A 14,860-nucleotide genomic window follows, 5' to 3' on the forward strand; every position below is an offset into this window, starting at 1 on the left:
ATTCCGGTCCGAGCGGGAGCTTCCGCGCTGTCGCACGGTCGCGAGTATCGAGGAGAACGGGAGCACGTTCATGGGCGAGAATCCGGACAAGATCAGAACGGACATCGAGCTGACCAGGTCCCGGCTCAGCGAAGAACTCGGTCTGCTATCGGAGCGGGTAAGTCCGGGCCGGGTCGCTGGACGGACCGCCGAGGACGCCCGCAGCGCCGTGACCCACGCCCGGGAACGAGTAGTCAGCGGCACGGCCGGCGCCCGCACCCGACTCGCCGGATATGCGGGTGAGCTCGGACCCAAAGCGTCGATAACGGCACACAGGGCCTCGGCCGGCGCGTATCGGGCCAGGCAGACCGCGGACGAACTGGTGCACCGGGCCGGCCAGAATCCGCAGATTGCCGCGGGCACCAGAAAAATCCGGGAATCCACGGGCCAGGTGATACGGACGACGCGCAGCCGGGCCGCGGACAATCCCGGCGCCACCCGGGCCGTGGCGGCCGGTGTGGCCGGTACGGCGGTGACCGGCGCGGCCGTCCTCACCGTCATGTGGCGGCGCCGCCATCGGAACTGGTACGAATAAGTTCGCCTGGACGTAAGTCCACCTCGGCCGCCGCGTGACCGGGCATGAAACGGCCGGTCAGCTGACCGCGTACGGTCAGCTGGTCGCATGTCCGCTTCGGTCAGCGGACCGCGGATGCGGCAACGGCTGCCGGACCCGGTCGGGCTTTCCTGCGTCTCCCCGTGTATATCCGTGTCCGCCAGGTTCGCCGTATTTTCGTATTCCCGGGTTCCCGATCCCGACGCCAACGGCCTCACGCGGTTGTGGTGCGGATGTCATGCGCGTTCCGGGTCTCCCGGGTTTCTCGGGCCTCTCGGCTGTCGGCGGCGCTGCTGGGCCCGTCCCCGGGCACGGCTGTGGCTGATGCGACGTCGTCCCATACCACGGTGCGGTCCCGTCCCAGCGCTTTGGCTCTGTACAGGGCCCGGTCCGCCATACCGACCAGCTCCACCTGGTCCGATACATGCACGGGAAAGGCGCAGGCGCCCACCGACACGGTGGCGAAAAGCGAGATGTCGGCATTCACCGTGATCGGGCTGGCGGCCACCCTGGTCCGCATCCGTTCAGCGACCACGCTGAGCTCGTCCAAATGGACGTTGGGGGCCAGCAACGCGAACTCCTCACCGCCATAACGGGCGAGTACGTCGCCCAGGCGGGTGGTCCCGCGCAGCCGGACGCTGATTTCGGCAAGCACCCGGTCACCCGCTGGATGACCGTAATGATCGTTGATCGCCTTGAAATGGTCGACATCTATGATGAAGAGAGCCAGTAGGCCGCCGGTACGGCGTACCCGGGCGAGCTCTATCGGCAGTTCCGCCTCAAGAAAACGGCGGGTGTACAGGCCGGTCAGTGCGTCGGTGATTGCCAGCCGACGCTGGTCGGAGAGCAGGACCGTCATCCGGGCGATCGTCAACAGGAACATCAGGGCGTACGTCACGGCGATCACCGGAATGTCGTGGGTGATCCCGCGGGCGTACTGCACCAGCATTGTGACAGGTGCGACCAGGGCGGCACCGAACAGAACGGCAAGGCGACATCGGCCGAGGCCGACGTCGCCGGCCGGAGCCTGGTCGGCAATACGGGCCATTGTCGGATGCAGCGCCGCCGCGCCCAGCGCGAGAGAACCGGCAAGCCACATCACGTCCAGGATGTTTCCCGGCTGGTAGGCGCCGTTCAACCGTTGCAGGCCGTACAGGGTGTCCGCCGTCATGACTGCCACAAGATTTCCCATGAGCAGGAAGAGAGCCAACGGTTGACGGCCGGATCCCAGGAGTAGTTTGAGCCCGACCGCGAACAGGACGAGATCCATGGCCGGGTGCCCGAGCAACGGGACGGCCTCACCCAGCCAGCCGGGGCCGCCGCGGACGCGGGGCCCGATGAGATAGACCCACGCCAACATGGTCACGGCGGCCGCGAACGTTCCGGCGTCCAGCAGACCAGGTAGGTCACGCCCGGGGGTGCGGTACCGGGCGAGCAGCACCAGGCCCGTAACCACGAAGGGGTAGCGGAGCAGGAAGGAAGAAGGCGTCGGAGACGGTCCGGAAATCCATGATGCCAGGTACGTCGTACAGCAGACAGCAGGTCATGCCGGCGATCACGTACACGACCTGGCCGGCTCCCAGCAACAGCCAGGGCAGCCGCGGCGTGGGCCTGAACCGGACAACACCGATGAGGACCGCCACCACCGACGACACGCCGATCAGGCAGTAGAGCGCCGCCCGCCCCGTATCACCGACGGGTGTCAGCCAGTATCCGATCATGAGAACGGTGCCGGCCGTCAGATAGAGCAGCCACGGCCGACCCACGGCCTGGTCGGAATCCGCCCGTCCCCGCCCCATCAGGTCGCCTCCCGGCGGCAGGGCGGCCGACCGCGAAACCCGCCCGTCCGGACGGCTCGGTGAAATGTCAGGGTTCGTGTCATCCTGGAAACGGCCTTCATGACGAGATGCCCGGACCTGTCCGGCGGCGTGGAAAATCTCATACCGACGATACGATACAAAAATAGTACTCCGATGGGCAAAGCCTTCCAAATTACTTGGCAACGATGTCCGGCAACCGGTTCGGCCAGCTTTCCCGGACAACTTCGGTGACGACCGGCGCCAGCCGGCTGAGATCTCCCGACAGCCTGGGATGTCGGGTCCGCCGAAGCGGCTTGCGAGCCTTCCGGACCGCGGTCCCATGGCCAACAGAATCATGATCACAGAACCTTGGTCCCGTCGGGAAGCCGGACCACCGGGCCTGCCGGACCGGCTTCCGGACCACCCGAGCGAAAGCGGTACAATCGCGCTCTCTTTGATCCACCGGGAAGCCGTGACGGCCACTATGCGTGACGCAAAGCGGCTTCGCCGCCGTACCCCACCCGGTTCCTCCGCCGCGTCGCCATCTCGGCGCGGACGGCTGGTCCGCGCCGGCGAACGACCGGCTGGCCGGCCCACCGGAGGACAACGGCTGATACGCCCAAAGCATCACGTGACCGACATCCCTTACGTCGACTTGTTCGTCCGTCTTCGGGTTCAGTCAAACAGTATGGAGGAATGCTTTTCTCCAGCAACGTACGGGTCCGTCCTATCCGCAGCGCGGCCACCATGTGTAGCCAGGAGATCCGTGCGCTACGCGCCGCCGTCGGCCCACCATGGCGGGGTGGCCGGCACCGGCGACCGGCCTGGCCACGCGGCCTGCGGGGCTGGCTGGACATCGCTATGGAGTTCGGGATCGGGCAGCGGGCGTTGCTTGTCCGCTCAGCCGCGGACGCCGGCGGCGGCCTGGGTGCGGCATATGCCACAAACCGGTTTCATCACAGCGGGACAGGTGACCGAAAACACCGTCACCGGACGACGCCACAGCACGGGGACGGACGGTGGGAAGCGACACCACGGGCAGTCCCGTGGGCTTCCGGATACGAAACGGAACGTATTTACCCGGACGGCTCTGGAAGTCCCGGGCGGACCCGGACACCGACGCTTCGCACGCTACCGCACACCCCGGGAAGCTGGGCCTTCCGGACCTCCCCGAGCGGCTTCCGCGGCAGCCGCGTCCGACCGGGGGCAAACGCACCGGAAAAACATGACCACGCCGTCCACGACCTGTCGGTGGCACGACGCCCCCGGCCCTACCGGGCCAGCTGATTCCTAATATCAGGGAACCGGTCCGACCACCTGCGAACCCTTTATCTGTACACGACCTTTACACGCCGGTCCGGCAGCGACAAGAGGATGTGATCAATCGTACGTTTGAACGTGGTGACCAGTTTTGTTCCCACTCGGGAAAGTTGATGCGCTCACAGCCACAATGCCCGTCAACTCGGTAGCGTGATCCCCAGGGTGGGGAAGTCGCAGGAGAGGAGCGGACGTGCTGGCGCCGCTGACCGACGCTGATCCCCGAAAAGTCGGGAGATACTGGCTCCAGGGACGACTGGGTGCCGGCGGGATGGGCGCTGTTTACCTTGGTTTCGACGAGGATGGCCACCCCATGGCGGTGAAGGTCATCCGGCCGGAGCTGATTGGTGACGCGGACTTCCGGGAACGGTTCCGCCGGGAGGTCGCGGCCGCGCGCCGCGTCCGTGGCAGGTTCGTCGCGGAGGTCCGCGACGCCGACGTCGACGCGGAACACCCGTGGATGGCCACCGAGTACGTCGACGGCGTGAGCCTCTCGGCGGCCGTCAGCGAGCGGGGGCGGCTGAGCGGGTCCATGCTCGTCGACCTCGCCGCGAGCCTCGCCGACGCCCTCGCCGCCATCCACGCCGCCGGGCTGGTGCACCGCGACCTCAAACCGTCCAACATCCTGCTTGCCTGGGACGGGCCGAAGGTCATCGACTTCGGCGTCGCCCACGCCATCGACACGACCGAGCACACCCAGACCGGCCACATCATCGGAACGGTCGCCTGGATGGCCCCGGAGCAACTGCGCGGCGAACGGGCCGGCCCCGCGGCCGACATCTTCTCCTGGGCCATGTGTGTGGCGTTCGCCACGACCGGCCGCCACCTGTTCGCGGCGGACACACCCACCGCGTCCGCCCTGCGCATGCTGCGGGAGGAGCCGGACCTGCGCGGCATACCGGAAGGCCTCACGGTGCTGCTGCGGCGCGCTCTCGACCGGAACCCGGCCAGACGGCCCACCGCTGTCGAGCTCGTCACCGGCATCGTCCGGAACTATCCGGACAGCGCCGACCTGGCGGACGAGGTCACCCGGCGGGTCATGGTCGCCCCCCAGCCACCGCCGCCGCCATCGGCGGCGGCCGCTCCCGCGGCCGATCGTGTGCGGCCCCCGCGCGTGGCGAAGCGTCCGGGTGGGCCCGCCGGCCGCGCGGGCGGGGCCCCGCCCGGACGGCCCGGCAGCGGACGTTACGGCGGCGGGCGCCCTGGCGCCGGATATACCACCGCCCTGCGCCGCTGGCAGCTCGCGCTGATCACTGTGGTCGCCGGCATCGCGCTCGGTGTGACCACCGGTCTGGTCATGGCCGTCGCCATGCGGGTCACCCCCAGCGGCAGCACGAACCCACCTGGCGCGATGGCGACCCCCTCCGGGGCGCCTGCCCCGGGCGACGGCGCGACGCCCCCGGCCGCGGGCAGGCCGTGGACGTCCGCCCCGCCCACCGCGACCGGGCTCGCGCTCACCCGGCCGCCGGACACCGTGGCGTGGACGTCGGCGGAACAGTCGGCGGGTGCCCCACCGCCCTCCCCCCAACCAGGCCAGCCTGATCAGCCCGTTCCCGACGCCGGGAACGGCACGCAGCCGTCGCCGAGGGCGCCGGCAACCCCGCAGCCGGCCCCCAGCGAAGCGACCCAGCCGCCCGCCACCACCGTCCCGACGAAACCGGCACCGACGAAGCCGGCAGCGACCTCGCCTGCGCCCGCCCCAGCGGAACAGCCCAACCGCCCACCAGCGCCCCGACGAAGCCACCGGCTTCGCCGTCCAGGCCGCCCACCACGGCGCCGGCCGGCTCGCCGTCCGTCGCGGCCTCGGCCGCGGTGACACCGCCGCGGACTTCCTCCACCCAGACGGTGGCGCAGACGTCCAGGCCACAGCCCACGGCGCGGCCTCGATCGTCGGCGAGCCGCGGCCAGCGCGCACCCTCGAAGCCGACCGGAACGACCGGCCCGACCGGCCCGACCGGGCGAGCAGCGGCCACGACCGGGCAGGGGACGGCGAACGCGAGCGTCACCGCGGGCGGTGCCGCCGGCACCAGCAGCTCCGCCCTACGGGGCCCGGTGCGACAGAGCCCGGCAACGCGGACGGCTGTCATCCACCCACCGCTCATGCCCATCGGCGGGATCTCCAACAGCGGGGACGCCGATCACTCGACCTGGGCGCGGACGCCCACCACCCGCGGCGATGGATGGCTGCCGCGGACGCTGACGGACTGGCTGACCGGTGCCGCCAGGTGGCGCGACGGCCACCACGACATCCACCTGGGCATCCACTGGACGTCCGTCATCCACTCCCCGGTCCTGCAGATACTGGCTGTCGTCGCCGGTGCTCTCCCTCTCGTCCGGGGGGCTGGCCTGACGAGGCGCCCCCGCCAGGGCCCTTCCCCCGCGGTGTTCCGCTCTCCTGACCAGGCCAGCACGTCCGATCGCGGTTGTTCCCTCACCTTCACCGCCTGACGTACCCACCTCACATTGACTCGCAGTCACCGGATGCGATCTTTTGGTGACCGTATGCTCATGGCTGGCGGCTGGGGCCGCGGCAGACGCACCTGCCGCGGCCCCAGCCACCGACGGGGCTCGGATTCCGATCAACCCCGCGAGCGATGTCGGGTCACCATCGGCGGGGACCCAGCCCTGCCCGCGGTTCGCGGCCGGTCGACGGCCTGAGCACCGATCGTGATCCCCAGGGCGCGGAGGAGCCTGTGACCGACTGCCTGCCAGGCCCTGCCATGGCGGCCGGCCGCGCCGCCCTCGTCCAGGACAGTCCGTGATCACGAAAAACGTGCGCGAGGCCCCGCCGAAACACCGGCGCGAGGCCACCCGGCCGCCGCCCGGCCAGCGCGTACTCATCGCACGCGCCATGGCGCGCTCGGCCCTGAGCCTCGTCGCCCTGCTGCTCCTGTACTACCTGCTTCCCTTCGACCGGCCCTACAGGGACGGCGTGCACGCGGGCCTGGGGATCGCGCTGGCCGTCGCCCTGCTGGCGTTCGCCGGCATCATCGGTGTCCAGATCCGGCGGATCGCTCGGTCCGCCTACCCCGGGCTGCGCGCCGCGGAGGCCTTCGCCGTGTCCCTCCCACTGTTTCTGCTGATCTTTGCGGGAACCTACTTCGTGCTCGGCCGCGAACAGGCCTGCGCATTCACCCAGGCGATGACGCGCACGGACGCCCTGTACTTCACACTCACCGTGTTCACCACCGTCGGTTTCGGCGATATTGCCCCCGTGACCCAGACGGCCCGCATCATCACCATGATCCAGATGATCGGTAATCTCGTCGTGATCGGCCTTGTCGCGCGGATTTTTCTTGGCGCTATCGCCGCCGGGATACGCCGCCGCGCCGGCCGGGAGCCGGAGTGAGCGGAATCCCGCCACACCGGCAGCGGGGTCAGCCGGCCGTCCGGCCGGTGGCCTGGTCAGCGGCCAACGGCGGTCTGGCCACCGATCAGCCAACCGACCCGTCGGTCCCCTGGCCAGCAGGGCCTCCCCGGCCGAGCCCGACAGGCCCGGTCGGGGCCCCGGGCAGACGGCATGATCGGCTGCCCAGCGGGCGTGACAGCCGGCGAAGACGACATGAACGAAACGAGCGAAGCGGATGAAACAGACAGGTACGCCGCCAAACTCCGGACAGCACACCGTACCCGTGACACGCGACGATAGAATCCCTGCACATATCCGGAGGGACCCTGACGACCGAAGATACCAACCGGGACGCTGCCAGAATTATGTCTGCGAAAGGGCCAGGACGTGACGACAGGTGAGCCGTCGTGACAACAGGTGACCTACACCGTGGCCCCACGGTGCGCCGTATCGTCCTGGGCTCCCAGCTGCGTCGATTACGTGAAGGCAAGGGCATCAGTCGGGAAGCCGCCGGATACAGCATCCGGGCTTCCGAATCGAAGATCAGCCGCCTGGAACTCGGCCGCGTCAGCTTCAAGGAACGCGATGTCGCCGATCTGCTCACCCTCTACTGTCCTGAGTCGTTGATTCGCTGGCAGTAGGCGGCGAGGGTCTCGAGGATCTCGTCGGCGGTCTTGGCCCAGACGAACGGCTTCGGGTCCTTGTTCCAGGCGTTGATCCATCGGCGGATGTCGGCTTCGAGTTCGACGACCGAGCGGTGCGTCGATCGGCGCAGCTTGCGGGTGGTCAGCTCCGCGAACCAGCGCTCGACCAGGTTCATCCACGACGCCGAGGTCGGGGTGAAGTGCAGGTGGAAGCGGGGGTGGCGCAGCAGCCAGTTCTTCACCGCCGGGGTCTTGTGGGTGGCGTAGTTGTCCAGGACCAGGTGCAGGTCGTAGCCCTTCGGGACCGAGGAGTCGATCAGCTTGAGGAAGCGCAGGAACTCCTGGTGACGGTGCCGCCGGAAGGTCTGCGCGATCACCGACCCGGACGTCGGGTCGAGCGCGGCGAACAGGCTGGTCGTGCCATGGCGGACGTAGTCGTGGGTCATCCGCTGCGGGGTACCCGGCATCAGGGGCAGCACCGGTGCCGTGCGATCCAAAGCTTGCACCTGCGACTTTTCGTCGACGCAGAGCACGATCGCCTTCTCCGGCGGGTCGAGGTAGACCCCGACCACGTCACGGACCTTGTCCACGAACAGCGGGTCGGTGGACAGCTTCCACGTCTCGACCAGATGCGGCTTCAACCCGAACGCCCGCCACATCCGTGACACCGTCGACTGCGACAGCCCACTGGCCCTCGCCATCGACCGCGATGTCCAATGGGTATCGCCGTTCGGTGGCTTCTCCTCCAACGTCCTCGCGATCACCGCCTCGACCTGGGCGTCGGTGACCTTCCGAGGCGCTCCCGGACGTGCCTCGTCTGACAGGCCCTCCAGCCGGTCGACCGCGAACCGCTCCCGCCATTTCGCGACCGTTCCCCGGGTGATCCCGAGCTCGGCCGCGACCCCCGAGTTCGTCCCACCGTCCGCGCAGGCCAGCACGATCCGCGAGCGCAACGCCAGCGCCTGCGCGGTCTTCCGCCGTCGGGCCCAGCCCTCCAGCACCGCACGCTCAGCAGACGACAACTCGATGGGATCCGCGCTCGGGCCAGGCACCAGCCCATTCTATCTGCACACGAATCAACGACTCAGGACACTACGGCGTCACGAACGAAGCCGAACGGGAACCATTACTGTCCCTGGCCCGAAACGCCAACCGGCCGAGCTGGTGGCAGAACTACAGCGATGTCCTGCCGAACTGGTTTCAGCCGTACATCGGGCTGGAGGAGTCGGCAACGCTGATCCGGTCCTATGAGGTCCAGTTCGTCCCGGGCCTGCTCCAGACCGAGGACTACGCTCGCGCCGTCATCGCTCAGGGCGGCCGGGGTTCCCCGCGTGACGACGTCGAACGCCGGGTGAACGTCCGGATGCAGCGGCAGCGAATCCTGGCCCGCCCCGACCCGCCACGCCTGTGGATGGTGCTGGACGAGGCCGCTCTGCGCCGCTCGATCGGTGGAGCCAAGGTGATGCGCGCCCAGCTCGAGCATCTGATCGCCCTGGCGGAGCAGCCGAACATCACGCTCCAGGTCATGCCGTTCGCCTTCGGCGGCCACATCGCCGAAGGCGGCGCGTTCAGCATCCTGCAGTTCCCCGAGGCGGACCTGCCCTACGTGGTCTACCTCGAGCAGCTTGCCGGCGCGGCCTATCTGGACAAGCTGGATGACGTGGACCGCTATCTGGCCGCGATGAACCGCCTGTGCGTCGACAGCGTGTCACCGGAACGCGCCGCCAGCACGATCAACAAGATCATCAACGAGATCTGACGCTGCCGCGCCGCGGAACCGACCAGCACATCGATCACGTTTAGTAAATATTGCAGATTCGACATCACGGAAAGCGATCGCCGGCCGCGGCCACGGCCGACCAGGCCGGCGCCGCGGCCGGCTCCCCGATATGCCGCTGTGTACTGGCGCCTCCTGGCACCCCCGACATTTTCGGAATTCGACAGAGAAGTACTAGTAAACTGTCGCTGCTTAGTTCTGGTGTGTCTTGTGTCTGGGTGAGAGGGTTGGGTCTGGCAGGTCTCCCCGTCCCTCTGCCGGTCAGGACTGTGTCGTGGGTTCGCAGAAGAAGTGGCCGGTCACCTTGACCGAGGCTGATCGTGACGAGTTGGTTCGGGTGACCTCGACGGGGGTTCATCCGGCGTCGATGGTCCGGCGGGCGCGGGTCCTGCTCGCGTTGGACACCTCGGTCGGCCCGGTTGCCTCCCAAGAAGAACTCGTGGTCCGGGTCGGGGTCTCGGGTGAGACGCTGCGGCTGGTCGCGAAGCGGTTCACCGAGACCGGTGGGGATGTGGGGGCCACGATCGGTCGGAAGGCACGGGAGCTTCCCCCGGTGCCTTCCCCGGTGACCGGCGAGGTTGAGGCCAGACTGATCGCGCTGGCATGCTCGCAGCCACCGGCTGGTTATGCACGCTGGTCGCTGCGGCTGTTGGAAAAGCACGTCGCGCTGGTCGCCGACATCCCGGACCTGGACCATTCCACCATCGGCCGGGTCTTAAAAACGAGGTTGCGTCCTCATCTGAGGAAGTGCTGGACCATCCCACCGAGGGCGAACGCGCAGTTCGCCGCGCGGATGGAAGACGTTCTGGCGGTCTACGCCCGGCCCCACAACCCGGGCGTGCCCGTGGTGTGCATGGACGAGAAGCCCTACCAGCTGTTGGCCCACGCCCGCGACCCGATCCCCGCCACGCCAGGGCGTGACCGGCGCGAGGACTCCGAGTACGTGCGCCACGGAACCTGCTCGATCTTCTGCTGGGTCGAGCCACTCGCCGGCTGGCGCCGCGTCCAGGCCACCCCACGGCGCACCAGGATCGGCTGGGCACACCACGTCAGGCGCCTGCTCACCCTCGACTACCCCGACGCCGAACGGGTCGTGCTGGTCATGGACAACCTCAACACCCACGACATCTCCTCGCTCTACGAGGCCTTCGACCCGGCCGTCGCGTTCGCACTCGCGCAACGACTCGAGATCCACCACACCCCCAAACACGGCTCCTGGCTCAACATCGCCGAAATCGAACTCGCCGCCCTGACCCGCCAATGCCTCGACCGCCGCATCGACACCCTCGACGTCCTGAACACCGAACTCGACGCCTGGCAGACAGCCGTCAACGCCAACCAGCGCCAAGTCAACTGGCACTTCACCACCGATGACGCCCGCACCTCACTCCGCCGCCTATATCCCACACATTAGCGGCGATAGTCTACTAGTCATGTAGTTTTTGATCTTGAGTTAGCTGATCGCGGGCATCCAGGGACGGCCCTCGGCAAGTTGGACGAGAGCGTCGAACAGGCTGATGCCGTGTTTGGTGGCGGTGGACAGGTAGCTGCGGATCGCGCAGAACTGGCGGGCGCCGGTGAGCGTGCGTAGGCAGCCGGATACCTTCTGCCGTAGTTTGATCATGCGGATGTCGCGTTCGGAGCCGTTGTTGTCCGCGGGAACCCGCCAGTCGCGGGTGAACCGAAGGTAGTCGGCTTCGCGGTCGACGAGCCGGCAGGCCAGGGCATGGCGGGCGGCCATGAGTTTCGTGCCGCGCGGCGAGGTCTGGCCGATCCCGATGTGAGCGGCGTGGCGCAGCTGCCGGGTCTGGGTGGCCGGTGCCTGCTCGTCGATGGTGACGCCGGTAGTGGCGGCGTCGACGGCGAGGCGGTGCAGGGCGACGAGCGCGTCGCCTGCCTGGGCGGCCCAGCACCAGGTTCCCGTCGGGGCCGCGTCGACGACGGCCTGTAGTTCGCGCAGCACGTGAGCGACGCACAGCTGGTGGGTGGCGCCGGTGTAGCTGTCGTAGGGGGCCCAGGCGTCGTGGACCACCACCCCACCGAAGGCGGGAAGCACCCCGAGGGCGTCGATCCCGCCGCTGCCGCGGGTGGCATGGCAGTCGATCAGCGTGTACTTGTCGGTGCGGGCGCAGTGCACCCAGTGCAGTTTCCCCGGCGACCCGCAGCCCCGTCTCATCGGCCCCGATCACGTCGGCGGCGGCCAGCAGACCCCGGACGGTGTCACGGAAGCCGTCGAGTCCGGCGGCGGCACGGGCGGTCATCGCACCGACCGTGCCCGCCGAGATCGGGATCCCAACCAGCTCGGCCAGCGCGGTCGCGGTCCGCTCCTGCGACAGGAACTGACCGGAATACAGGTAGACCACCGCCGCGGCCACCCGCGGCCCGTACTGCACCGGCGCGTCCACCCCGGCCGGTGCCGCCGCCTTCGTCCGCGTCCCGCAGCCGCACTCCCGCTCGATGAGCTGATGTTCGACCACATGCGGACGTAGTTCGGGCAGGTCGAACACCTGCCGCCGTTCGGTCCGGGTCACAGGCCGGCCCGCAAGCCCCGCCCCGCACCCCGCACACGGCCCCGGCTCATGCCGCAGGCGCACATCAGGCTCAGCGAGCATCCGCAGCGTCGATCCCGGATGCCCGCCCTGCCCACCGGGCCTGCGGCCGGTCTTCTTCCGCAGCGACTTCGGTGGCGGTTTCGCCAGCCCGTCCGAACTCGGTGGCTTCGCCGAGTTCCGCGAGTTCTTCGCGACCTGAGCTTCCAGCTCGGCGATCCGCACCCGCGCCTGTTCCAACGCCGCAGCGGTCTCGACCAGCTGCGCCCGCAGACTCACCACCAGCGCCGCGAGCTCGTCATACGACGGCACCGGCGGCGACGCGGGCGGACCATCCGACACACCCGGACCCTACGGCCCGATCAACCACACAGCACCAACGACCCGGGCCTTCAGGCCATCGAGGAGTCCCAGCCAGCCGGGAAACCAAAAACAAACGATCTACCAGACCTGACCAGTTACTGGCCAACGACCAGCTCCGCGCGGTTCGCGCGCTCACGCTGACAGGGGTGCGCGCCGCCACGTACGACGGCGACACGCCGGCGTACGAACGCGACTGGGTCCGTGCCCACGCCACGTTCGTGCTGACCAACCCCGACATGCTGCATCGGGGCATACTGCCTTCTCATCGACGGTGGAGCACCTTTCTCCGGGGCCTTCGGTACGTGGTGGTCGACGAGTGCCACGGTTATCGGGGCGTCTTCGGTTCCCACGTCGCGCACGTCCTGCGGAGGCTACGGCGGGTGTGCGCCCGGTACGGTTCGGCGCCGGTGTTCATCCTGGCCTCGGCAACGGTGTCGGAGCCGGCGAATGCCGCCGGCCGCCTGACCGGGCTCGACGTGCGGGCGGTCGAGGAGGACGCCTCCCCGAGAGGCGCGATGAGCTTCGCACTGTACGAACCACCCCTGTCGTATCCATGGCAGGCACATGCGTGGCAGACGTCCTCCTCGTTCGGCTCCTCGCCCGAACCATCGGTCCCGCCATCCGAACCATCGGCCCGGCCACCGTCGGCTCCGCCGTATCCCGGCCCGGCTGTTTCCAGGCCGCTCTCCGCCGGAGCGGCCGTATCCGACCCGCTCTCCGCCGATCCGACCACCTCTGACCCGGTTTCCGCCGACCTGGTTTCCGCCGGGCCTGCCGCCCGCGCGGAAGCGGAGCCCACATCGCTCCAACCGGCGAAGTCCCAACCAGCGGAAACATCGGCTGGATGGGCATCGGGGGCGCCCGTGGCCGTCGAGGCGCAGCCACCGGACCCCCCGGTTCGCGGCCCTGGCGGCACACCGGTCCGTCGCTCGGCGACCGCCGAGGCAGCGGACCTGCTCGCGGATCTTGTGGCCGATGGCGTGCGCACGCTCGTGTTCGTGCGGTCGCGCAGGGGCGCGGAAGTGATCGCGCAGTCGGCGCGCAGGGCGTTGTCCGAGGTGTCGGCGGACCTCGTGGAGCGGGTTGCGGCCTACCGCGCGGGCTACCTGCCCGAAGAACGCCGGGCGTTGGAGGCGGACCTGAGATCGGGGCGGCTGCTCGGCGTCGCCGCGACGAACGCGCTCGAACTGGGTGTCGACATCACCGGGCTGGACGTGACCGTGATCACCGGCTATCCGGGCACGCTGGCCTCGCTCTGGCAGCAGGCCGGCCGGGCCGGTCGAGACGGCGCGGGAGCTCTCGCCGTCCTGGTCGCCCGGGTCGATCCTCTCGACACGTATCTCGTGCATCATCCCGAGGCCGTGTTCGGCCGGCCGGTCGAGGCGACCGTGCTCGACCCCGACAATCCCTACGTGCTTGGCCCGCATCTGGAGTGCGCGGCCGCGGAACTGCCGCTGACCGAGGACGATCTCGATCTTTTCGGGCCGCTGGCTCGTCCCACGGTCGACGACCTGGTACGCCGCGGCCGGCTGAGGCGACGGCCCGCAGGCTGGTATTGGACGCACCGCCACCGCCCGGAGGTGGACATCCGCGGTGTCGGCGGACCGCCGGTACGGATCGTCGAGGCGTCCACCGGCCGTCTGCTCGGCACGGTGGACGCCGCCACGTCGCACTCGACGGTGCACCGCGGCGCCGTCTACCTGCATCAGGGCGGCTCCTACCTGGTCATCGAGTTCGATCTGGACGCGGCGGTCGCGCTCGTGGAGGCAGCCACACCGGACTGGACGACGGTGGCCCGGGAGGACACCGACATCCGGGTGGTGGAGTCGATCCGCTCCCGTATCGCCGGCGATGTCGAGCTCCACCTGGGAACGGTCGAGGTCAGCAGCCAGGTGGTGTCCTACCAGCGGCGTCAGACCGGCAGCGGACGAGTGATCGGTGATGAGCCGCTGGATCTTCCCGCGCGGCATCTGCGCACGCGGGCGGTCTGGTACACGGTGTCCGAGGGGCTGCTGGCCGAGGCGGAGATCGACGAGGACGCCGTCCCCGGTGCCGTCCACGCGGCCGAGCACGCGGCGATCGGCATCCTCCCGTTGTTCGCGACCTGCGACCGGTGGGACATCGGGGGAGTGTCGACCGCGCTGCATCCGGACACCTCCCTCACCACGGTGTTCGTCTATGACGGCTATCCGGGCGGCGCGGGTTTCGCCGAGCGAGGCTTTCTGCGCGGCGGGCCGTGGCTGCGTGCGACCCGGGAGGTGATAGCGGCCTGCGAGTGCGTGGCCGGCTGCCCGTCGTGCGTGCAGTCGCCGAAGTGCGGGAACGGCAACGAGCCCCTGGACAAGCCGGCCGCCCGCCGGCTGCTCGACGCCGTCCTGCGCCGGCTCGATCCGAGCTGATCGAACAGCCGGTGAGCGCATCGGCGCCGTGGGGATGGCGGCCGCCGACGGGACCCACGATGAGCCTTCCG

General features: G+C 69.1%; 10 protein-coding genes and 2 pseudogenes. 8 read left to right on the forward strand and 4 right to left on the reverse strand.

From position 1 onward, the window contains the following. Nucleotides 1-70 precede the first annotated feature (70 nt). Nucleotides 71-574 carry a DUF3618 domain-containing protein gene (locus tag FSYMDG_RS21105; RefSeq protein WP_013875412.1) on the forward strand — a complete coding sequence of 168 codons (504 nt, stop codon included), beginning with the start codon at nucleotides 71-73 and terminating at the stop codon, nucleotides 572-574. Nucleotides 575-806: 232 nt separating this feature from the next. On the opposite strand, the gene FSYMDG_RS21110 is transcribed toward FSYMDG_RS21105, so the two are convergent. Beyond that, the gene (locus tag FSYMDG_RS21110) at nucleotides 807-2,033 is read right to left on the reverse strand and encodes a GGDEF domain-containing protein (RefSeq protein ID WP_050803612.1); all 1,227 of its coding nucleotides are present in this window, start codon (nucleotides 2,031-2,033) and stop codon (nucleotides 807-809) included. Continuing rightward, on the reverse strand, nucleotides 1,999-2,358 hold the full coding sequence (locus FSYMDG_RS23510) for a hypothetical protein (RefSeq protein WP_050803613.1): 360 nt from the start codon (nucleotides 2,356-2,358) through the stop codon (nucleotides 1,999-2,001). The genes FSYMDG_RS21110 and FSYMDG_RS23510 overlap by 35 nt, the downstream gene beginning before the upstream one ends. A 1,543-nt stretch (nucleotides 2,359-3,901) precedes the next feature. On the opposite strand from FSYMDG_RS23510, the gene FSYMDG_RS23515 reads away from it, so the two are divergent. From FSYMDG_RS23515 to FSYMDG_RS25020, 4 genes and pseudogenes are all read left to right on the forward strand, one after another. Next, on the forward strand, nucleotides 3,902-5,524 hold the full coding sequence (locus tag FSYMDG_RS23515) for a serine/threonine-protein kinase (protein WP_013875414.1): 1,623 nt from the start codon (nucleotides 3,902-3,904) through the stop codon (nucleotides 5,522-5,524). A 284-nt stretch (nucleotides 5,525-5,808) separates the two neighbouring features. Then, the gene (locus FSYMDG_RS21120; protein WP_013875415.1) at nucleotides 5,809-6,156 is read left to right on the forward strand and encodes a hypothetical protein; all 348 of its coding nucleotides are present in this window, start codon (nucleotides 5,809-5,811) and stop codon (nucleotides 6,154-6,156) included. Nucleotides 6,157-6,466: 310 nt separating this feature from the next. Then, complete coding sequence (locus tag FSYMDG_RS21125; RefSeq protein WP_013875416.1) at nucleotides 6,467-7,057, forward strand: potassium channel family protein; 591 nt, start codon at nucleotides 6,467-6,469, stop codon at nucleotides 7,055-7,057. 407 nt (nucleotides 7,058-7,464) lie between these two features. After that, nucleotides 7,465-7,668: pseudogene (locus tag FSYMDG_RS25020) on the forward strand (helix-turn-helix domain-containing protein); the annotation flags it as partial. On the opposite strand, the gene FSYMDG_RS21130 reads toward FSYMDG_RS25020, so the two are convergent. Continuing rightward, entirely contained in the window at nucleotides 7,665-8,753 is a 1,089-nt protein-coding gene (locus FSYMDG_RS21130) for an IS630 family transposase (RefSeq protein WP_013873771.1), read from the reverse strand. The pseudogene FSYMDG_RS25020 and the gene FSYMDG_RS21130 overlap by 4 nt on opposite strands. 11 nt (nucleotides 8,754-8,764) lie before the next feature. Between FSYMDG_RS21130 and FSYMDG_RS21135 the strand changes: the two genes are divergently transcribed. Together FSYMDG_RS21135 and FSYMDG_RS21140 are read left to right on the forward strand one after the other, a co-directional pair. Next, nucleotides 8,765-9,460, forward strand: coding sequence for a DUF5753 domain-containing protein (locus FSYMDG_RS21135; RefSeq protein WP_043604171.1), 696 nt, complete (start codon nucleotides 8,765-8,767; stop codon nucleotides 9,458-9,460). Between the two features lie 292 nt (nucleotides 9,461-9,752). Then, entirely contained in the window at nucleotides 9,753-10,892 is a 1,140-nt protein-coding gene (locus FSYMDG_RS21140; protein WP_013875417.1) for an IS630 family transposase, read from the forward strand. Nucleotides 10,893-10,931: 39 nt separating this feature from the next. Here the strand turns inward: FSYMDG_RS21140 and tnpC are convergent. Beyond that, nucleotides 10,932-12,369: pseudogene (tnpC, locus tag FSYMDG_RS30200) on the reverse strand (IS66 family transposase). A 167-nt stretch (nucleotides 12,370-12,536) separates the two neighbouring features. Here tnpC and FSYMDG_RS21155 point away from each other — a divergent pair. Beyond that, nucleotides 12,537-14,789, forward strand: a complete 2,253-nt coding sequence (locus FSYMDG_RS21155) for a Zn-binding domain-containing protein (RefSeq protein WP_013875418.1) — start codon at nucleotides 12,537-12,539, stop codon at nucleotides 14,787-14,789. Nucleotides 14,790-14,860: the final 71 nt, after the last annotated feature.

The sequence above is a fragment of the Candidatus Protofrankia datiscae genome (assembly GCF_000177615.2).
GTDB classification, from domain to species: domain Bacteria; phylum Actinomycetota; class Actinomycetes; order Frankiales; family Frankiaceae; genus Protofrankia; species Protofrankia coriariae.

Excerpts from the sequence above, each read along its gene's own strand:
- FSYMDG_RS21105 (WP_013875412.1), top strand. The coding sequence starts at position 71 with ATGGGCGAGAATCCGGACAAGATCAGAACGGACATCGAGCTGACCAGG.
- FSYMDG_RS21120 (WP_013875415.1), top strand. The coding sequence starts at position 5,809 with ATGCCCATCGGCGGGATCTCCAACAGCGGGGACGCCGATCACTCGACC.